At 72.7% G+C, this 19903-nt stretch carries 14 protein-coding genes; 5 read left to right on the forward strand and 9 right to left on the reverse strand.

What is annotated here, in order from left to right; genetic code table 11:
• Positions 1–79: 79 nt before the first annotated feature.
• Positions 80–3169: a hypothetical protein gene (locus tag ACFCZ1_RS31440; protein WP_376681670.1), complete on the forward strand. Its 3090-nt coding sequence runs from the start codon at positions 80–82 to the stop codon at positions 3167–3169.
• Here the strand turns inward: ACFCZ1_RS31440 and ACFCZ1_RS31445 are convergent.
• A complete protein-coding gene (locus tag ACFCZ1_RS31445) occupies positions 3105–3947 on the reverse strand; it encodes an AraC family transcriptional regulator (RefSeq protein WP_376681671.1) in 843 nt (280 codons plus the stop codon). The two genes, ACFCZ1_RS31440 and ACFCZ1_RS31445, sit on opposite strands and share 65 nt — an antisense overlap.
• A 111-nt stretch (positions 3948–4058) precedes the next feature.
• Here ACFCZ1_RS31445 and ACFCZ1_RS31450 point away from each other — a divergent pair, with 111 nt between their 5' ends.
• The 4 genes from ACFCZ1_RS31450 to ACFCZ1_RS31465 all read left to right on the forward strand — a co-directional run bounded on the left by ACFCZ1_RS31450 (position 4059) and on the right by ACFCZ1_RS31465 (position 11258).
• Positions 4059–8648, forward strand: coding sequence for an ATP-dependent helicase (locus ACFCZ1_RS31450; RefSeq protein WP_376681672.1), 4590 nt, complete (start codon positions 4059–4061; stop codon positions 8646–8648).
• Between the two features lie 156 nt (positions 8649–8804).
• On the forward strand, positions 8805–9500 hold the full coding sequence (locus tag ACFCZ1_RS31455) for a hypothetical protein (RefSeq protein ID WP_376681673.1): 696 nt from the start codon (positions 8805–8807) through the stop codon (positions 9498–9500).
• 159 nt (positions 9501–9659) lie between these two features.
• Positions 9660–10454, forward strand: coding sequence for an Fpg/Nei family DNA glycosylase (locus tag ACFCZ1_RS31460; protein ID WP_376681674.1), 795 nt, complete (start codon positions 9660–9662; stop codon positions 10452–10454).
• Between the two features lie 36 nt (positions 10455–10490).
• Positions 10491–11258, forward strand: a complete 768-nt coding sequence (locus ACFCZ1_RS31465) for an SDR family NAD(P)-dependent oxidoreductase (protein WP_376681675.1) — start codon at positions 10491–10493, stop codon at positions 11256–11258.
• Here ACFCZ1_RS31465 and ACFCZ1_RS31470 read toward each other — a convergent pair.
• The 8 genes from ACFCZ1_RS31470 to ACFCZ1_RS31505 all read right to left on the reverse strand — a co-directional run bounded on the left by ACFCZ1_RS31470 (position 11206) and on the right by ACFCZ1_RS31505 (position 19709).
• Positions 11206–11484, reverse strand: a complete 279-nt coding sequence (locus tag ACFCZ1_RS31470; protein WP_376681676.1) for a hypothetical protein — start codon at positions 11482–11484, stop codon at positions 11206–11208. The two genes, ACFCZ1_RS31465 and ACFCZ1_RS31470, sit on opposite strands and share 53 nt — an antisense overlap.
• A 171-nt stretch (positions 11485–11655) precedes the next feature.
• Positions 11656–12033 (reverse strand): helix-turn-helix domain-containing protein, encoded by a 378-nt coding sequence (locus ACFCZ1_RS31475; RefSeq protein WP_376681677.1) that lies wholly within the window; start codon positions 12031–12033, stop codon positions 11656–11658.
• Positions 12034–12142: 109 nt separating this feature from the next.
• Positions 12143–12703 (reverse strand): CinA family protein, encoded by a 561-nt coding sequence (locus tag ACFCZ1_RS31480; RefSeq protein ID WP_376681678.1) that lies wholly within the window; start codon positions 12701–12703, stop codon positions 12143–12145.
• Between the two features lie 3 nt (positions 12704–12706).
• A complete protein-coding gene (gene pgsA / locus ACFCZ1_RS31485; protein ID WP_376681679.1) occupies positions 12707–13363 on the reverse strand; it encodes a CDP-diacylglycerol--glycerol-3-phosphate 3-phosphatidyltransferase in 657 nt (218 codons plus the stop codon).
• A complete protein-coding gene (gene rimO, locus ACFCZ1_RS31490) occupies positions 13360–14865 on the reverse strand; it encodes a 30S ribosomal protein S12 methylthiotransferase RimO (RefSeq protein WP_376681680.1) in 1506 nt (501 codons plus the stop codon). The genes pgsA and rimO overlap by 4 nt, the downstream gene beginning before the upstream one ends.
• Positions 14866–14991: 126 nt before the next feature.
• The gene (locus ACFCZ1_RS31495) at positions 14992–15900 is read right to left on the reverse strand and encodes a helix-turn-helix domain-containing protein (protein ID WP_376681681.1); all 909 of its coding nucleotides are present in this window, start codon (positions 15898–15900) and stop codon (positions 14992–14994) included.
• A gap of 232 nt (positions 15901–16132) precedes the next feature.
• Positions 16133–18898, reverse strand: coding sequence for a DNA translocase FtsK (locus ACFCZ1_RS31500; protein WP_376681682.1), 2766 nt, complete (start codon positions 18896–18898; stop codon positions 16133–16135).
• 127 nt (positions 18899–19025) lie between these two features.
• Complete coding sequence (locus ACFCZ1_RS31505) at positions 19026–19709, reverse strand: two-component system response regulator (RefSeq protein ID WP_376681683.1); 684 nt, start codon at positions 19707–19709, stop codon at positions 19026–19028.
• Between the last annotated feature and the right edge of the window lie 194 nt (positions 19710–19903).

The following is a 19903-nucleotide window of genomic DNA, read 5'->3' on the forward strand; positions in this document are numbered from 1 at the left end:
GCGGGGCGTGGTGCCCGGGTCTTGTACGTTCTTGCGCGCGTACCATCACGCTCCGCACCCGGATCGCTACGGTGAGCTCATGGAGAGTGCTCCGACACGAGTTGTCGTACGTCCTTCGTATGCCAAGTGGGCCGCGTGGGTGTGCTGTGTCGGCCTGATCGCCGGGGGCGTTCTGATCGGCCTGTACTTCGACCGGCACAGAACGCTCCCCGACGAGGTGCCGCTCCAGCTCGCCGGCAGCTGGGACCGGGCCTGCCGGATCATCTACGGGCAGAGTCTGTGGTGCCCGCTCCCCGGCGGACACCGCGAGCCGTTCCGCAGAGCCCTGTGGCTGGATTCGTTCCTCCTCGTCCCGGGATACACGCTGGCGCTACTCGCGGTGTTCGGCCTGGGCAGCTGCTTCCTGTACCGCAAGGTGTCGCGGAGGTTCATGCTCCGGGGCCTCGCCGCCACCGGGGTGATGGCTGCGGCGGACATCAGCGAGAACGTCCTCCTGTACCGGGCCCTGGACGGGCTCGGCACGGGCGCGGACGGCGACTGGCAGAAGGCGTCCTGGTGCGCGCTGCTGAAGTGGGCGCTCGTCGGCCCGGTCACGGTGGCGGCGCTGTGGATCGCCCTCACACTGGCGGCCCGGCTCCTCCTGTTCCCCAGGGCCACGGTGAAGACCGCCGGAGCCGCAACGCCGGGCACACCGGGCACGCCGCCGGGCACACCTCCCGCCGCCTCCCCCGCCGCCGCCCCTCCCCCGCCCCGGGGCCCGCTCGTGCAGAAGGCCCACGAGCTCGCGAACCGCGGTGTGCCCTGGAACGACCCGGACATCGTCACTCCGCCCGCCGCGCCGCACACGACCACCCCCCTGAGCGAGTGGTCGGCCCCCTCCGGCCCGGCGCAACCGCCGGACAGCGTCAGGGAACGCTGGCGCACCCGCGCGCTCCGACTGCCCGGGCGGGAACCGGCGGAGGTGGGGATCTGCGTCTCCGGCGGCGGCATCCGCTCCGCATCGGTCACCCTGGGCGCGCTGCAGGCCCTGCGCGAGGGGGGCGTGTTGGCCAAGGCCCGCTACCTGGTCTCCGTTTCGGGCGGCGGCTACACGTCCGGGGCGTTCCAGCTCGCCCTCACCGGCGAGCAGCCGGCGCATCCCGCCGCCGCCGGTCTCGCCACCGTGCGCGACGTGTTCGCGCCCGGCAGTCCCGAAGAGGACCACATCCGGCGGCACGCGAAGTACCTGGCGGACAGCCCGAGGGAGAAACTGCTGGCCGCGGGCGTCATCCTGCGCGGGCTGTGCGTGTCGCTGGGGCTGCTGGCGCTGGCGTTCGTCGTCGTCGGCGTGTATCTGAGCGCGTTCTACCAGCGCGTCCCCCTGACGGATCTGGACCGGCTGCGCACGGACCCGACCGCTTCCTTCCCCACCCTGTCCGACCAGCTGCACGATGAACTGGGTACCCCCCTCATCGCCCTCGTGGCGCTCGCCGCCGTGGTGTCCGTGGTGGCGTCACTGGTCAGGGGGCGCGGCGGGAAGTCGCGCCCGGCCTGGGTCCGGAGCACCGTGAGGTTCGTCCTGGCCCTGGCCGCGGCCATCGCCGTGTTCGCCGTGATCCTGCCGACGGTGCTGTGGTTCTTCGCCTGGCTGGCCAACCGCGAGGACATCTTCCCGGAGGGCCCCAAGGGCATTTCGATCTTCGGTGCGCTGACGGCCGCCGCAACCGGACTGGGCGGCCTGTTCACCGCCTCCAAGGACCGGGTGACGAAGGTGAGACCGGACGGCGACAAGGCGGGCCGGTTCTCGCATGCCAAGTCGATCGCGACCCAGACCGGCGCCGGCTGGGCGCAGACCCTCGTGGTCTGGCTGGTCCTCACCCTGGTCGCGTTCTTCGGTCTGGCGCTCCTGTCCTGGTCCACCGTCTACGCGCCCGACTGGAGCGGATGGTGGCGGTGGGGCCTGCCGGTCCTGCTGCTCTTCTCGGCCCTCGCCATCGATCAGACCACCTTCAGCCTGCACCCCTTCTACCGGCAGCGGCTGGCCGGCGCGTTCGCGGTGCGCCGGGCCGTGCTGCGCGACGGCTCGGTCGGCGCCCTGCCGTACGACTACAACGCCGAGCAGACCAAGCTGTCCTCGCACGGCAGGCGGGTGGAAGGCAGGGACGGTACGTTCCCGCAGACCATCTTCGTCGCCTCGGCGGCCCTGTCCCTGCGCAACCGCACCGCGCCGGGGCGGCCCGCGGTGCCGTTCACCTTCTCCCACGACTACGTGGGCGGCCCGGACACCGGGTGGGTGCGGACGAGCACGATGGAGAACACGGCGCCCCCGCTGGTCGGCCGCGACCTCACCGTGCAGTCGGCCGTCGCGGTCTCCGGTGCCGCGTTCGCCTCGGCGATGGGCACCCAGTCGATCGCCGCGCAACGGCTGCTCGCCCTGTCCAACCTGCGCCTGGGCACGTGGGTCCCCAACCCGCTGTACCTGGCGGAGGTGGCGCAGCGGGGCCCGGACTGGATCATGCCGCGGCTGCCCCGGGTACGCCGGCTCCGCTACCAGCTCCAGGAGCTGGCCGGCCGGTACTCGGACTCCAGCCCCATGCTGCTGTGCACCGACGGCGGGCACTTCGACAACCTGGGTCTGGTGGAGCTGCTGCGGCTGCGCTGCCGGACGGTGTACGTGATCGACTCCTCGGGCGACTCGCCTCCGCTGGCCACGACCCTCGCCCAGGCGGTCACGCTCGCGTACGAGGACCTGGGCGTGCAGATCACCTTCGACCAGCAGGAGGTGCTGAAGCTGGTGCCGGGCAGCGCCGAGCGGGTGGAGCCGACGGAGCCGATGGCCGCGCTCAACACCCGGTTCTCCGCGAGCTGCCTCGTCAAGGGCGTCATCAAGTACCCGGAGGGCGTGGAGTTCGAGGAGGGCAAGCCGCTCACCAGGTACGGCACCATCATCGTCGCGAAGGCCAGCCTGACCCCGGACATGCCGTACGAGCTGTTGAGCTACGCCCTCAAGGAGAAGGCGTTCCCTCGTCAGAGCACCATGGACCAGTGGTTCGACCACACCCAGTTCGACGCCTACCGCGAACTGGGCTACCACCTCGGCGCCGCGGCCGTGTGGCCCGCTCCGGTCAAACGGCGCCGCCTGTTCGACCGCGCCGATAAGCCCCCGGCGGCACCCCCACGATCCGGGTGAAGTGCCGGTTCAAGTGCGGCTGGTCGGTGAAGCCGACCAGCACGGCCGCCTCCGCCGGCGGGGTGCCCCCGTCCAGCAGGCGGCGGGCGCGGCGGACCCGGGCGTCGGTCAGCCAGGTGTGCGGGGGCATGCCGTAGCGGTCGCGGAAGGCGCGCAGCAGCGCGAAGGGGCTGGTGCCGAGTTCGGCCGCGAGCTGTTCCAGTGACGGCGGGTCCGCGAGGCGCCCCTCCAGGACGGCCCGGGCCCGCTCGGCGTCGGCGGTGCCCGCGCGCCGTACCGGACGGCCGGGCATCGGGCCCGCGTGCCGGCGGAGCATCCGCGCCACCACGCCCCGCAGCAGCGTGTCGGCCGCCAGCGCGTTCCCGGCCTCGGCGGCCCGGTGGACTTCGGCGATCGCCTGGGAGCCCTGGGGGTCCGCGACCATGTCGGCGGTGAAGCCGGGGGTCCCGCGCAGGGTGCCGATCTCGGCCGCGACCTCGGTGATCAGCGCGCGGGAGGGGTAGAGGGTCGCGTACGCCCAGCCCTCGGGCACGCCGGCGCGCGCCGTGTGCGCCACCTCGGGGTTGATCAGGACCACGCTGCCCGGCCCGGCCCGCACGGTTGCGCCGGGGAGCCCGATCTCCTCGACGCCGCCGGTGACGGCCGCGATGACGTACCCGTCGTGGGCGTGGCGGGGGAAGGTGTGGCGTACGTAGTGGGCGCGCAGCAGGTCCAGCCCGGGCAGTTCCGGGTACTGCCAGTGCCGGGCCCACTCCCGGCGCCCCTCGTCCGTCCCCATCTCCCCATTCTGCGCCCTCCCCGGCCGGGTCCGGTGGTGGCCCCCGACCCGGGAGGGGGGGTGTTCCCGCAGGTCCGGCCCGTTGTCAGTGCCGGGGTGCACGATGGGGGCATGTCCGGCTCCGCGCTCGCATCGTTCTCCCCCGCGACCCGCTCCTGGTTCACAGGGGCCTTCGTGACGCCCACCGCCGCGCAGGAAGGCGCCTGGCGGGCCATCGGGGAGGGGTCGGACGTCCTGGTCGTGGCGCCCACCGGCTCGGGCAAGACCCTGGCCGCCTTCCTCGCCGCCCTCGACCAGCTGGCCTCTGTCCCGCCGCCGGCCGAGCCGAGGAAGCGCTGCCGCGTGCTGTACGTGTCGCCCCTGAAGGCCCTGGCCGTGGACGTGGAGCGCAATCTCCGCAGCCCGCTGACCGGTATCCGCCAGGAGTCCGTGCGCCTGGGGCTGCCCGAGCCCGAGATCCGGGTCGGGATCCGCTCCGGCGACACCCCGCCCGCCGAGCGGCGGGCGCTGGCCACCCGGCCGCCGGACATCCTCATCACGACGCCCGAGTCGCTGTTCCTGATGCTGACCTCGGCCGCCCGGGACGCCCTGACCGGGATCGAGACCGTGATCCTGGACGAGGTGCACGCCGTGGCCGGGACCAAGCGCGGCGCTCACCTGGCCCTGTCCCTGGAGCGGCTGGACGAGCTGCTGCCGCGCCCGGCCCGCCGGATCGGGCTGTCGGCGACGGTCCGGCCGGTGGACGAGGTGGCCCGGTACCTCGCGCCGCGCGGCAGGGTGGAGATCGTCCAGCCGCCGTCGGCGAAGGAGTTCGACCTGTCGGTGGTCGTCCCCGTGCAGGACATGGGCGAGTTGGGCGGCTCTCCGGCGACCGAGGGCCGGGAGGGCGGCGACAGGCCGTCCATCTGGCCGCATGTGGAGGAGCGGATCGCGGACCTCGTGCAGGCGCACCGCTCCACGATCGTGTTCGCCAACTCCCGCCGCCTCGCCGAGCGGCTCTGCAACCGGCTCAACGAGATCGCGTACGAGCGGGCCGTGGGCGAGAAGCTGCCCGAGGGATCTCCCCCGGCGGAGATCATGGCCCAGTCGGGCGCCGCCCGGGGTGCCCCGCCACTGCTGGCCCGCGCCCACCACGGCTCGGTCTCCAAGGAGCAGCGGGCCCTGGTGGAGGAGGACCTGAAGGCGGGCCGGCTGCCCGCCGTGGTGGCCACCTCCAGCCTGGAGCTGGGCATCGACATGGGCGCCGTGGACCTGGTGGTGCAGGTCGAGTCCCCGCCGTCGGTGGCCTCCGGGCTGCAGCGGGTGGGCCGCGCCGGGCACCAGGTGGGCGCGGTCTCCACCGGTGTGGTCTTCCCCAAGTACCGGGGTGACCTCGTGCAGGCGGCGGTGGTCACCGAGCGGATGCGCACCGGCTCGATCGAGTCCCTGCGGATCCCGTCGAACCCCCTGGACGTCCTGGCGCAGCAGCTGGTCGCGATGGTCGCGATGGACACCTGGCAGCTCGACGACCTGCTGGCCCTGGTGCGGCGGGCGGCTCCCTTCGCCGCGCTGCCGGAGTCGGCGTTCACCGCGGTGCTGGACATGCTGGCGGGCCGCTACCCCTCGGACGCGTTCGCCGAGCTCAGACCGCGCGTCGTCTGGGACCGCGTCGCCGGGACCGTCACCGGCCGGCCGGGGGCCCAGCGCCTCGCGGTCACCTCCGGCGGCACCATTCCCGACCGCGGCCTGTTCGGCGTCTTCCTCGCGGGCTCCGACCCCAAGAAGGGCGGCGGCCGCGTCGGCGAGCTCGACGAGGAGATGGTCTACGAGTCGCGCGTCGGGGACGTCTTCACCCTGGGCACCACCTCCTGGCGGATCGAGGACATCACCCGCGACCGCGTCCTGGTCACCCCGGCGCCCGGCGTGCCGGGCCGGCTGCCGTTCTGGAAGGGCGACCAACTGGGCCGCCCCCTCGAACTGGGCCGCGCGGTGGGGGCGTTCCTCCGCGAGCTGGGCGGGCTCGGCGACGAGGACGCCCGGCTGCGGCTGCTCGCGGCCGGCCTGGACGCCTGGGCCGCCGAGAACGTCCTGGCGTACCTCGCCGAGCAGCGCGAAGCCTGCGGGCACGTGCCGGACGACCGGACCATCGTGGTCGAGCGCTTCCGCGACGAGCTCGGCGACTGGCGGGTGGTCGTCCACTCGCCCTTCGGCGCGCAGGTGCACGCCCCGTGGGCGCTGGCGCTGAGCGCCCGCCTCGGGGAGAAGTACGGCATGGACGCGCAGGTCATGCACGCCGACGACGGGATCGTGCTCCGCCTCCCGGACGCCGACCTGCTGTCCATGGACCTCCTGGACCACGACCCCTCCCGGCCCGCCGGCTTCGAGTTCGACGACGAGCAGGCCCCGCTGGGCGCGGCCGATGTCGCCTTCGACCACGGCGACATCAACCAGATCGTCACCGAACAGGTCGGCGGCTCGGCGCTGTTCGCCTCCCGCTTCCGCGAGTGCGCGGCCCGCGCGCTGCTGCTGCCCCGGCGCAGTCCGGGCAAGCGCACCCCGCTGTGGCAGCAGCGCCAACGTGCCTCCCAACTGCTCCAGGTGGCCTCGGAGTTCGGCTCCTTCCCGATCGTGCTGGAAGCCGTACGCGAGTGCTTGCAGGACGTCTTCGACGTGCCCGGCCTGACCGAGTTGATGGGGGACATCGAGGCGCGCCGCGTCCGCCTGGTCGAGGTCACCACTCCCGAGCCCTCGCCCTTCGCCCGCTCGCTGCTGTTCGGGTACGTCGCCCAGTTCCTCTACGAGGGCGACTCACCCCTGGCCGAGCGCAGGGCGGCCGCGCTATCCCTGGACTCGCGCCTGCTGGCGGAGCTCCTCGGTCAGGCGGAGCTGCGCGAACTGCTCGACGCGGAGGTACTGGAGGAGCTGGAGCGGGAGCTCCAGTGGCTCACCGAGGACCGGCGGGCCAAGGACCCCGAATCGGTGGCCGACCTGCTGCGCCTGCTGGGGCCGCTGACGGAGGACCAGCTGGCCGAGCGCGGGGCCGATCCGGCCTGGGCGCGGGAGTTGTCGTCCGCCCGCCGCGCCATTGCGGTCCGGATCGGCGGCGCGGACCACTGGGCGGCGATCGAGGACGCGGGCCGGCTGCGGGACGCGTTGGGCACGGCACTGCCGGTCGGCGTCCCGGAAGCGTTCACCGAGCCGGTCAAGGACCCGCTGGGCGATCTCCTGGCCCGGTACGCCCGCACCCACGGGCCGTTCACCACGGCCGCCGTCGCCGCCCGCTTCGGCCTGGGCACGGCGGTCACCGAGGGCGCCCTGCACCGGATCGCCGCGGCCGGGCGGGTGGTCCAGGGCGAGTTCCACCCGGCGGGCATCGGCCAGGAGTGGTGCGACGCGACGGTGCTGCGCAGGCTCCGGCGCCGTTCGCTGGCCGCGCTGCGCCAGGAACTGGAACCGGTCCCGCCGACCTCGCTGGCCACCTTCCTCCCGCAGTGGCAGCACCTGGGCGGAGCCCTGCGCGGCATCGACGGCCTGGCCCGGGCGGTCGAGCAGCTGCAGGGCGCCCCGGTCCCGGCCTCCGCGCTGGAGCGCCTGATCCTCCCGTCCCGGGTGAGCGGCTACTCCCCCGGCCTGCTGGACGAACTGACCACGGCCGGCGAGGTGGTCTGGGCGGGCGCCGGCGCGCTCCCCGGCAAGGACGGCTGGATCTCCCTCTACCTGGCGGACGCCGCCCCGCTGCTCCTGCCCCCGCCGCACCCCCTGGAGCTGACCCCCCTCCACCAGGCGGTCCTCGACCGGCTCTCGGGCGGGTACGGCCTGTTCTTCCGCCAGATCGCCGAGGCGGTCCGCGCGGCGTTCCCCGAGGTGTCCGATGTCGCCCTCTCCGAGGCGGTGTGGGACCTCGCCTGGTCGGGCCGGCTCACCAACGACACCCTGAGCCCCTTGCGGGCCCTGCTGGGCTCGGGCCGCACGGCGGGCTCGACGGCCCACCGCGCCCGGCGGACGGTCCCGCGCGGGCGGTACGGCACGCTCAGCGCGACCGCGTCCCGTACCGGCCCGCCCACGGTCTCGGGCCGCTGGTCGCTCCTGCCCTCGCAGGCGCCCGACCCGACCCACCGGGCCCACGCCCTGGCCCGCACCCTGCTGGACCGGCACGGGGTGGTGACCCGGGGCGCGGTCTCGGCGGAAGGGGTGGAAGGCGGCTTCAGCGCGGTCTACCGCGTCCTGTCGGCCTTCGAGGACAGCGGCCAGGCCCGCCGGGGCTATGTGGTCGAGGGGCTCGGCGCGGCGCAGTTCGCGATGGACGGTGCGGTGGACCGCCTGCGGGCCGCCGAGCGGACCCCTCCGCCGCTGGCGGCGGTGGTGCTGGCCGCCGCCGATCCGGCGAACGCGTACGGCGCGGCGCTGCCCTGGCCGGAGCCGCCGGGCGGGGCCACCCACAAGCCCGGCCGCAAGGCGGGCTCCCTGGTGGTCCTGGTCGACGGCGAGCTCACCCTGTACCTGGAACGCGGCGGCAAGACCCTCCTGGCCTGGCCGGACCCCGGCGATCCCCGCCTCACCGCGGCCGTCGAGGCCCTCGCCACGGCCTCCCGCGCGGGTACCCTCCCGGCCCTCACGGTGGAACGGATCAATACCGCCGCAGCCTTGAGCTCACCCTTGGGCGGCGCCCTGGAGTCGGCCGGTTTCCACGCCACCCCGAGAGGCCTGCGCCTGCGCTCGTGATGGCTCCGTACCGTCCCGGCTGAGTCACTTATGTCTTGGGCATGTCACGAAACCGCCGCCACCCCCCACTCGGCTGGCAAAGATCCTTATCCATGCTTTATCAAGATGATCACAGGCATCGCGTCGGGCGATGCGCAGTCATGGGGGAGAAGAAGAGTGAGCACCATCAGCATGCGCAGAACCACCCTGGGCGCGGTCGGCCTGGCGGTCGCCGGAACCCTGGCCCTCACCGGCTGCAAGAACGGCAACGAGGAGCTCCCGGCGCAGCCGTCCGCTCCGACCTCTTCGGCCGCCCCGTCCGAACAGCCCTCGCAGCCGGCCCAGCCGAGCACCTCGGGCAGCCCGTCGGCCGGCGGCTACGGTGACGCCCCCGCCGGGGCGGCGGGCACGGCCAAGTCCGGCCAGACGTTCAAGCTCGGCGAGGCCGCAACGGTCCCGTTCAGCTACGGGAGCAACAAGGGCGGCCAGATCGCCCTCACCGTCACCGCGATCGAGCAGGGCAGCCCCTCGGACCTGGACGCGCTGAAGCTCGGCGACAAGGTCAGCGGGAAGGTCCCGTACTACATCCGCTACACGGTCAAGAACACCGGTACGACGGACCTGTCGTTCTCCTCGGTCGGCCACATCAAGGGCCTGCTCGGCGACGGCAGCGAGGCCCAGGGCCTGTCGGTCATCGGCAAGTTCGAGAAGTGCCCGAACGAGTCGCTGCCGAAGGGCTTCACCAACGGCCAGACGCAGACCAGCTGCGCGGTGGCCCTGGCCCCCTCCGCCCAGACGAAGGTCTCCGCGGCCGAGTACTGGGGCGAGCCGTACAACTCGCTGAGCAACAACAAGGGCCTCGTCTGGAAGTAGCAGCGGCCACCCCGCCCTGCGCTCCGTCTGACGGCAGACCCGAAGCCATACCCGGGCGAGCCCCCGCGACGGTACCCCGCCGCGGGGGCTCGCCCCGTACGGCCCCGTACGGCCCCACAGCCCCACAGCCCCACAGCCCCACGGGGCGACAATGGGGCCATGCCCGAAGGTGACAGCATCCGGCGCGCGGCCACCCGCCTCCACACCGCCCTGGCCGGCCGGGAGCTCACGCGCTGCGATCTCCGCGTCCCCCGCTTCGCCACCGCCGACCTCACCGGCCGCACCACCCTCGACGTCACCCCCCGCGGCAAACACCTCCTCGCCCGCTTCGAAGGCGGGCTCACCCTGCACAGCCACCTGCGCATGGACGGCGCCTGGCACGTCTTTCCCGCGGGCGCGAAGTGGCACGGCGGCCCCGCCCACGAGATCCGGGCCGTCCTCGGGACCTCCGAGCACACCGCGGTCGGCTACCGCCTCCCCGTCCTGGAGCTGATCCGCACCGCCGACGAGGACCGGGCCGTGGGCCACCTCGGGCCCGACCTCCTCGGCCCCGACTGGGACCCCGACAGGGCCGCCGCCAACCTTCTCGCCGCCCCCGGGCGCCCCCTCGGCGAAGCCCTGCTCGACCAGCGCAACCTCGCCGGGATCGGCAACATCTACAAGGCCGAGCTCTGCTTCCTGGCCCAGGTCACCCCCTGGACCCCGGTCGGCACCCTCCCCGAGGCCACCCTCCCCCGCCTCGCCGCCGCGGCCCACCGCCTGCTGTCCGCGAACACCGGCGAGCGGCCGGGCCCCCGCAACACCACCGGCAGCCGCCGCCCCGGCCAGGACCTCTTCGTCTACGGTCGCACCCACCGCCCCTGCCTGCGGTGCGGCACCCCGATCCGCGAGGCCCCCCAGGACGGCCGCCCCACGTACTGGTGTCCCCGCTGCCAATCAGGCCCGACAGGCTAGTTGACGGGCCGTCAGCTCCACTCGTACGGTCCCGGCATGCCCACAGCCCCGTACGACCTCACCGGCCGCACCGCCCTGATAACCGGCGCCGCCAGCGGCATCGGCCGCGCCACCGCCGTCCTCCTCGCCGGGGCGGGCGCACACGTGCACTGCGCGGACCGCGACGAACAGGGCCTCGCCGAAACCGCCGCCCTCGTGGCCGGGGCCGGCCGCGGCGCGGCCACGGTCCATCCCCTCGACGTCACCGACCGGACGGCGCTGCGGGCCGCCGTCACCGCCGCCGGCCCGCTCGACATCGCCGCCGCCATCGCCGGGGTCATGCACACCAGCAGCGTCCTGGAGACCTCCGACGAGGACCTCGACCGGGTCCTGGACGTCAATTTCAAGGGAGTCCTGCGCACCTGCCAGGAAGCCGCACGGTCCATGATCGCTTCGGGGCGCCCCGGCTCGATCGTCACGATGGCCTCCGGAGCGGTGGACGCCGCCCAGCCGGGGCTGCTCTGCTACAGCGCCGCGAAGGCCGCCGTCGTCCAGCTGACCAAGACGCTCGCCACCGAGGCCGGCCCGCACGGCATCCGCGTCAACGCCGTCGCCCCCGGGTGGATCCGTACCCCGATGACCGGCCGCCACAGCCCCGAGGCCCAGCAGCGGACCGAGGCGACGATGGTCCGCATGTCCCCGCTGGGCCGGGTCGGCGAGCCCGAGGACATCGCGCAGGCCGTGCTCTACCTGGCCTCGGACGCCTCGTCCTTCATGACGGGCCAGATCCTTCGCCCGAACGGCGGAGTGTCGATGCCGTGGTAGCCCTGGCAGCCCCGATGTCCCCGGCGGCCCTGGTGGCCTTGCGCACCGGGCCGGGGACACAGTGCACCGGCAGCAGCCCCAGGCCCCACCCGCCCACGGCCACCGCGCCCTCCACGGGCCCGGACTCATCGGGCGCCAGGACCAGCCGCAGCACGGCCCACCACCACAGCACCCCCACCGCCAGCGCCAGGGTCGAAGCCACAGGCGTGCGCAGTAACCGCCGCACGGCTACCTCCCTGGGGGTACCCCCAGACGGAGTCTGGGGGAGGGCCGGGACCCGGACGGCCCCATCCTCCCGCACCCCTCCCGCCGCCGCACCCAGAACGGCCGGGAGCCCCGGCCGGTGCCTCACGCACCGGCCGGGGCTCCGGCCACACTCACACGCTCACGTACTCGCTCACGCGGCTACGACATTCACCGCTTCCGCAGGCGCCTTGATGGTCACCCGCTCCGGTCCCGCGACCGAAGCCATGGCCACCGAATTGAGCATCGGGCGGACCGGCACACTCACCGGTTCGCTTGCCGCGGCCGACTGTGCCAGCTCGGCCAGCGACAGTTCATCGCTGACTTCGCGCATCAGCTCGGACATCCGTACGTCCAACGCGTCGCAGATCGCGGAGAGCAGCTCGGAGGATGCCTCCTTCTGCCCCCGCTCCACCTCGGAGAGATAGCCGAGCGAAACTCGGGCCGACGAGGAGACTTCGCGCAGAGTACGGCCCTGGCGCTGGCGCTGCCGACGCAGCACGTCACCCAGCAGGCGACGGAGCAGAATCATCGGTGGCTCCCTCCTCTGACCGTGTAGCCGCATCCTTCACGCCCCACCGTACCGCCTCGCGCCGCGGCCGTGCGGGGAGCGATGTCGTGTTCACTCAGGGCTGCAAACATCAAATCCCCCCGTTCTGTTCCGTATCCTGCCCCCGCGCATTCTCACGAAGTTGGCTTGAGAGCAGTTCGAGTACTGTCCGTGCACTCTCCCTACGGATTTCCGCACGGGAGCCGTTCAACCTCAGCCGGGCCGTTTTCCTGCCCCCCGGGCCGTCCACGGCGACGAAGACCGTGCCCACCGGCTGCCCGTCCTGGGGGTCCGGCCCGGCCACTCCGGTCGTCGCAATTCCCCACGTAGCGCCCATCACGCGCCGCACCCCGGCCGCCATCTCCGCAGCGACCTGCGCGTTCACCGCGCCTTCGGCGGCCAGCAGCCCGGCGTCCACACCCAGGACCCGGTGCTTGAGCTCCGTGGCGTACGCCGTGACCGAGCCGCGGAAGGAGCGCGAGGCTCCGGGGACGGCGGTGAGCTCCGCGGCCACCATGCCGCCCGTCAGCGATTCGGCGACGGCGAGGGTCTGGCCACTCTCCGTGAGCAGCCGCAGCACGTCCGTGGCCACGCCCGCCACCGCGGCCGTCCCGGCTCCACCCTCAGCCACCGGAAGATTCCCCCGCCGCATCCGTCACGTCGCGGCCCGCTCCGCGGCGAGGCCCTTGCGGCGCAGCACGACCGCCTGCCGGATGTAGTCCAAACCGGTGACGACGGTCAGCACGACGGCGAGCGCCATCACCCAGAAGCGCATGGTCGCCAGCGCGCCGGTCAGCGCGAGCACGTACATGCCCACGGCCGTGCCCTGCGCCAGGGTCTTGAGCTTGCCGCCCCGGCTGGCCGGAATCACTCCGTAGCGGATCACCCAGAAGCGCATGAGCGTGATCCCGAGCTCCCGCCCGAGGATCAGCCCGGTCACCCACCAGGGCAGGTCACCCAGCCAGGACAGGCAGATCAGCGCCGACCCCATGATCGCCTTGTCGGCGATGGGGTCGGCGATCTTGCCGAAGTCCGTGACCAGGTTGTACGTCCGGGCCAGGTGCCCGTCGAAGATGTCCGTGATCATGGCGACGGCGAACGCCGCCCAGGCCCAGGCCCGCCAGGCCGGGTCGTAGCCCCCCTCGGCCAGCAGCAGGAAGACGAAGCCCGGCACCAGCACGAGCCGGATCATCGTCAGGATGTTGGCGATGTTCCACAGGCTGGCCTGATTGACCGCCGCGGCTCCCAGCTTCGCGCCGGGCGCGGGCCGGCGGCCGGTCCCGCCCGCCGCAGATGCCGGGACTCCGGTCATCCGGCCGCCTCCTCAAATTCCGCGCCCAGGGGCTCGGCCACCAGATCCACACCCAGGGTGCCGACCACCTTCGCCGTGACGATACGCCCGGGCACCAGTCCCGTGCCGTCCGTGAACACGACCTGCCCGTCGGTCTCGGGAGCCTGGTGGGCGGCGCGCCCGTAGGCCCCCTCGCCGTCCTCCGCCTCGTCCAGCGGGACGACGGTCTCGACGAGTACCTCCAGGGTCTCCCCGATCCGCTCCTCCGCGCGCTGCGAGGTGAGCTCCTCGGCGAGCCGCTGCATGTGCGCGAGCCGCTCGGCGATGGTGTCCTCGTCCAGCTTGTGGTCGTAGGTGACGGCTTCGGTGCCGTCCTCGTCGGAGTAGCCGAAGACGCCGATGGCGTCGAGGCGGGCGTGGGTGAGGAAACGCTCCAGCTCGGCGAAGTCCGACTCCTTCTCACCGGGGAAACCGACGATGAAGTTGGACCGGACGCCGGCCTGCGGGGCCTTGGAGCGGATGGTGTCCAGCAGCTCCAGGAACCGGTCGGTGTCACCGAAGCGGCGCATGGCGCGCAGCACGTCGGGGGCCGAGTGCTGGAAGGAGAGGTCGAAGTACGGGACGACCTTCGGGGTCGAGGTCAGCACGTCGATCAGGCCGGGCCGCATCTCGGCGGGCTGGAGGTAGCTGACGCGGACGCGCTCGATGCCGTCCACCTCGGCCAGTTCCGGCAGCAGGGTCTCCAGCAGCCGGATGTCGCCGAGGTCCTTGCCGTACGAGGTGTTGTTCTCGGAGACCAGCATGATCTCCTTGACGCCCTGCTCGGCGAGCCAGCGGGTCTCGCCCAGCACGTCGCTGGGACGGCGGGAGATGAAGGAACCGCGGAAGGAGGGGATGGCGCAGAAGGAGCAGCGCCGGTCGCAGCCGGAGGCCAGCTTGACCGAGGCCACCGGGCTCTTGTCGAGGCGGCGGCGCAGCGGCGCGCGCGGCCCGGAGGCGGGCGCGAGCCCGTCCGGCAGGTCGGCGGGGGCCGCGGCCGGCTCCTCGGCCGTCTCCTGCGCGTGGCCGGGAAGAGCCACCTCGGCGCCCTGGCGCGCCGCCGGGCTGATCGGCAGCAGCTTGCGCCGGTCGCGCGGGGTGTGGGAGGCGTGGATGCCGCCGTTCAGGATGGTCTGGAGGCGGTCGGAGATGTCCGCGTAGTCGTCGAAACCGAGGACTCCGTCGGCCTCGGGCAGCGCTTCGGCGAGTTCCTTGCCGTAGCGCTCGGCCATGCAGCCGACGGCGACGACGGCCTGGGTCTTGCCGTGATCCTTGAGATCGTTGGCTTCCAGCAGGGCGTCTACGGAGTCCTTCTTGGCGGCTTCGACGAAGCCGCAGGTGTTGACGACGGCTACGTCCGCATCGGCGGCGTCCTCGACGAGCTCCCAGCCATCCGCCGCCAAGCGGCCTGCGAGCTCCTCCGAGTCCACCTCGTTACGGGCGCAGCCAAGAGTGACAAGGGCGACGGTACGGCGTTCGGGCATGGACTCAAGACTACTTCGTCCCGACGGCGGCCCCCGCCCCAAGTCCCCCTACCGCAAGATCCCCGGGGTGCGCTGCGGCACCCCGGGGATCCGGATCAAAGCGTTCCGCCCTAGGGCGGCCTCGGGTCAGCCCGCCTGGGGCTGTCCCTGGAGGGGGTCTTCCTTCGTGTATGTGAGGCGTTCCACCTGGCCCGGCTGGAAGTCGTCCTTGATCTCCTTGCCGTTCACGAACAGCTTCACGACCCCGGCGTCGCCGAGCACGAGGTCGACGGACTCCTTGTCCGTGAAGGTCTTGGACTCACCCCGGGCGAGGGTGCCGTCGAAGAGCAGGCGACCGCTGTGGTCCTTCGCGGAGATCCAGCTCTCACCGGTGTCGGCCGTCAGGACGACCGTGACCAGGTCCTTGGGCGCGGCGGCGATGGCGCTGTCGGAAGGCTCCGGCTTGGGCGCCTGAGGGGTCTGCGGGGGCTGGGCGGCCGGCTTGCCGCCGGACTGCTTGGGCGCGGGTTTCGGGGAGGCGGAACCTTCCGCCACCGGCCGCTTGGTCTTCTCCTCGCCGCCGCCGAAGGCGGTGAAGCCCACGAAGCCGATCACGGCGACGATGGCGGCGACCATGGCGGCGGTCCAGTTGGGCCGCTGCCTCTCGGGGCGGATCCGCTCGGCGTCGAACATCGGCGCGGCGGGGGTGGGTGCCGGCCGGCCGCCGTGGGCCGCGTCGTAGGCCTCGACCAGGGGTGCCGGATCGAGGTGTACGGCGCGGGCGAGCGTACGGATGTGACCGCGGGCGTATACGTCGCCGCCGCAGCGCGTGAAGTCGTCCTCTTCGATCGCGTGCACGATCGGGATGCGCACGCGGGTGGTGGAACTGACCTCTTCGACGGTGAGCCCGGCGGCGATCCGGGCCTTCTTGAGGGCCGTCCCGATGGACGGTCCTTCGACGGAGCGTTCGACGATGCGGTCCTCGGACCGGTCGTCGGACCCGTCGTCGGTCGAAGGCCGCTCTTCTTCGGGGGAGTTGGAGTTGCCGATGGACACGAGTGCGCCTTTCGAGCGTGTAGCCACCTGCTGGATGTCCAGTCTAGGGGGGTGACGAAAGGGTGGAGCAACCGGAGGGTGCACTTCCTACGCCATCCGAATGGCGCGGAAGCATCCCCTCCGGTGCGGCGGCCCCCGCGCCGTACGTGATGCCGTACGCGGTGCCGCCACCTTCCTTCAACTGGACGCGGGTCCAGGGGAAACGGTTGCCCGCCATTTCCTCAAAATTGCCTCACGGTTGTGTCTCTCCGCGGATGACGGCGAGCACTCCGTCCAGCTCGTCGGCCTTGAGCAGGACGTCGCGCGCCTTCGAACCCTCGCTCGGGCCGACGATTCCGCGCGATTCCATGAGGTCCATGAGCCGGCCGGCCTTGGCGAAGCCCACCCGCAGCTTGCGCTGGAGCATCGAGGTGGAGCCGAACTGGGTGGAGACCACCAGCTCGGCCGCCTGGCACAGCAGGTCCAGGTCGTCGCCGATGTCCTCGTCGATCTCCTTCTTCTGCTTCTGCCCGACCGTGACGTCGTCCCGGAAGACGGGCGCCATCTGGTCCTTGCAGTGCTGGACGATCCCGGCGATCTCGTCCTCGGTGACGAAGGCGCCCTGCAGGCGGACCGGCTTGTTCGCACCCATCGGCAGGAACAGTCCGTCGCCCTTGCCGATCAGCTTCTCGGCGCCCGGCTGGTCGAGGATGACCCGGCTGTCGGCGAGCGAGGAGGTGGCGAAGGCCAGGCGCGACGGCACGTTCGCCTTGATCAGACCGGTGACCACGTCCACCGAGGGCCGCTGGGTCGCCAGCACCAGGTGGATGCCGGCCGCGCGGGCCAGCTGCGTGATGCGGACGATGGAGTCCTCCACGTCGCGCGGGGCCACCATCATCAGGTCCGCGAGCTCGTCGACGATCACCAGCAGGTACGGGTACGGGCTGAGCTCCCGCTCGCTGCCCGGGGGCAGCTTGATCTTGCCGTCCCGGATGGCCTGGTTGAAGTCGTCGATGTGCCGGTAGCCGAAGGCGGCCAGGTCGTCGTAGCGCAGGTCCATCTCGCGCACGACCCACTGGAGCGCCTCGGCGGCCCGCTTGGGGTTGGTGATGATCGGCGTGATCAGGTGCGGGATGCCCTCGTACGCGGTCAGCTCGACGCGCTTGGGGTCCACCAGCACCATCCGGACGTCCTCCGGGGTCGCACGGACCATGACGGAAGTGATCAGGCAGTTGATGCAGGAGGACTTTCCGGAGCCGGTGGCGCCGGCCACCAGCACGTGCGGCATCTTGGCCAGGTTGGCCATGACGTAGCCGCCCTCGACGTCCTTGCCGAGCGCGACCAGCATCGGGTGGTCGTCCTCGGCCGCGTCCGCGAGCCGCAGGACGTCGCCCAGGTTGACCATCTCGCGGTCGGTGTTCGGGATCTCGATGCCGACCGCCGACTTGCCCGGGATCGGGCTGATGATCCGCACGTCCGGCGAGGCCACGGCGTAGGCGATGTTCTTCGCCAGCGCCGTGATCCGCTCGACCTTCACCGCCGGGCCCAGCTCCACCTCGTACCGGGTGACCGTCGGACCCCGGGTGAAGCCGGTGACCTTCGCGTCGACCTTGAACTCCATGAAGACGTTCGTCAGCGAGGCGACCACGGCGTCGTTGGCGGCGCTGCGGGTCTTGCCCGGACCGCCCCGCTCCAGCAGGTCCAGCGACGGCAGCGCGTACGTGATGTCCCCGCGCAGCTGGAGCTGTTCGGCGCGCGGCGGCAGGGGCTGGTTCTCCGGCGGGGCCTTGGTCAGGTCGGGCACCGACAGCGTCCCGGAAGCCGCGGCGGTCGTGGCGTGCGGCCGGCCGGCGGCGGCGGGCGCGGCAGACGGCACGGGGCGCTCCTCGCGGGCGGGCGGCACGGGAGCGGTGTGCTCGTCGGCCTCCGGCGGGGCGGAGATCCCATGGGTGAGGTCGGCGACGAGCGGCGAGGGCGGCATCCCGCCGTAGACCACGCCGTCCAGCGCGGCGGCGGCGGCCGCGGCCACGTCGACGGCGTCCATCTCCCGCTCCATGGCCGGCCGGGACGGGACCCGCTTCGGCCGGCGCCGCCGGGCGAGGGCCTCCTCCTCGGCGGAGTCCACCGGGTCGGCGGGACCGGCACCGGCGCCGGCGCGGGCCCGCCACTGCTCCGGGTCGTGCCGGTCGGCGCCCGCCTCGGCCTCCCCGAAACCCTCGTCGTACTCGTTCGGGGCGATGATCCCGAGCCTGATGCCGAGCCGCCGCAGCCGCTGCGGGATCGCGTTGACCGGGGTCGCGGTGACCACGAGCAGCCCGAAGACCGTCAGCAGCACCAGCATCGGTACGGCCAGTGGCGCGCCCATGGTGAAGATCAGCGGCTTGGAGGCGCCCCAGCCGATCAGCCCGCCGGCGTTCTGCATGGCGGTGGTGCCCTCGTCCCGGCCGGGCGCACCGCAGGCGATGTGGACCAGACCCAGGACCCCGATGACGAGGGCGGAGAGCCCGATCCCGATCCGGCCGTTGGCGTCGGTCTGTTCGGGATGGCGGATGAAGCGCACCGCCATGACGCCGAGCAGGATCGGCACGAGCAGATCCAGTCGCCCGAACGCACCGGTGACCAGCATGGTGACCAGATCACCGACGGGACCGCTCAGATTCGACCAGGTCCCGGCGGCGACGATCAGCGCGAGGGCGAGCAGCAGCAGCGCGACGCCGTCCTTGCGGTGGGCGGGGTCGAGGTTCCTGGCACCCTGGCCGATCCCCCTGAAGATCGCGCCGACCGCGTGCGCGCAGCCCAGCCAGAGGGCGCGCACCAGCCGCACCACGCCCCCGGTCGGGGACGGCGCGGGCTTGGGCGCGGCCTTCTTGGCGGGGGCGCGTCGGGCGGCGGCGGTCTTCTTCGCGGGGGGCTTGCGCACGGGAGCCGCCTTCTTCGCCGGCGCCGACGTACGGCCGGTGCGGCCCTTCGCGGTGCCCGCGGTGCTCTGGGAACCCTTGCCGGACGTACGTGAGGCCATGGGGCCGAGATTACCGGTGTCCATGCCGGTGGACACGCGTGCCCACCCCTTCACCCGTTCGTGTCGCCCGTCCCGTAGCCGCTTTGACGCACCACCAGACCTGACGCCCCGCCAGACCGCTTGCGGCTCAGCCCTGCAGCGGCAGTACGGGCGCTCCCCCGCCGGTCCCGGGCTCCAGCGCGTCGAGCGCCCGCCGCAGTCCGGTCAGCTTGCGCTCCAGATGGGCCGCGGTCGCCACCACCGCCGCCTCGGCCGAGTCCTCGCCGAGCTGCTTGGTCAGGGCCTCGGCCTGCTCCTCGACCGCCGCGAGCCGCGCGGAGAGCTCGGCCAGCAGGCCGGCCGTCTCCTTGCTGCCGTCCACGCCGCTCGAACCGCCGCCCTCCAGTTGGAGCCGCAGCAGGGCCGCCTGCTCCCGCAGCTGGCAGTTCTTCGTGTACAGCTCCACGAAGACCGAGACCTTGGCCCGCAGCACCCACGGGTCGAAGGGCTTGGAGATGTAGTCCACCGCGCCCGCCGCATAGCCGCGGAAGGTGTGGTGCGGACCGTGGTTGATCGCGGTCAGGAAGATGATCGGGATGTCCCGGGTCCGCTCCCGACGCTTGATGTGCGCGGCGGTCTCGAATCCGTCCATTCCCGGCATCTGCACATCCAGCAGGATGACCGCGAAATCGTCCGTCAGCAGCGCCTTGAGCGCTTCCTCCCCTGACGACGCCCTGACCAGTGTCTGATCGAGCGCGGAGAGGATGGCCTCCAGCGCCAGCAGATTCTCCGGCCGGTCATCGACCAGGAGGATCTTGGCCTTCTGCACCATGCCCTGTCCTCCTCGCCCCGGCACGGGGCCTCCCCGGCTCCTGGCTCCGGCCTGTGCGCCGGGCCCCGCCCCAGAGGACGGCATCCTTGCGCCGTCCGTCCTTGTGCCGGTCATCGTAGCCCCAGTCCCGAGATCGCCACACCCTGTCACCAGGATGTCACTGTGCACGAAGCAGAAACGCGGTGGGAGAGCCG

Source organism: Streptomyces sp. NPDC056224 (genome assembly GCF_042267665.1).
Taxonomy (GTDB): Bacteria; Actinomycetota; Actinomycetes; order Streptomycetales; family Streptomycetaceae; genus Streptomyces.

Coding starts and splice junctions, on each gene's coding strand:
- ACFCZ1_RS31440 (WP_376681670.1), top strand. CDS start 80: ATGGAGAGTGCTCCGACACGAGTTGTCGTACGTCCTTCGTATGCCAAG.
- ACFCZ1_RS31445 (WP_376681671.1), bottom strand. CDS start 3,947: ATGGGGACGGACGAGGGGCGCCGGGAGTGGGCCCGGCACTGGCAGTAC.
- ACFCZ1_RS31450 (WP_376681672.1), top strand. CDS start 4,059: ATGTCCGGCTCCGCGCTCGCATCGTTCTCCCCCGCGACCCGCTCCTGG.
- ACFCZ1_RS31460 (WP_376681674.1), top strand. CDS start 9,660: ATGCCCGAAGGTGACAGCATCCGGCGCGCGGCCACCCGCCTCCACACC.
- ACFCZ1_RS31465 (WP_376681675.1), top strand. CDS start 10,491: ATGCCCACAGCCCCGTACGACCTCACCGGCCGCACCGCCCTGATAACC.
- ACFCZ1_RS31475 (WP_376681677.1), bottom strand. CDS start 12,033: ATGATTCTGCTCCGTCGCCTGCTGGGTGACGTGCTGCGTCGGCAGCGC.
- ACFCZ1_RS31480 (WP_376681678.1), bottom strand. CDS start 12,703: ATGCGGCGGGGGAATCTTCCGGTGGCTGAGGGTGGAGCCGGGACGGCC.
- pgsA (WP_376681679.1), bottom strand. CDS start 13,363: ATGACCGGAGTCCCGGCATCTGCGGCGGGCGGGACCGGCCGCCGGCCC.
- rimO (WP_376681680.1), bottom strand. CDS start 14,865: ATGCCCGAACGCCGTACCGTCGCCCTTGTCACTCTTGGCTGCGCCCGT.
- ACFCZ1_RS31500 (WP_376681682.1), bottom strand. CDS start 18,898: ATGGCCTCACGTACGTCCGGCAAGGGTTCCCAGAGCACCGCGGGCACC.
- ACFCZ1_RS31505 (WP_376681683.1), bottom strand. CDS start 19,709: ATGGTGCAGAAGGCCAAGATCCTCCTGGTCGATGACCGGCCGGAGAAT.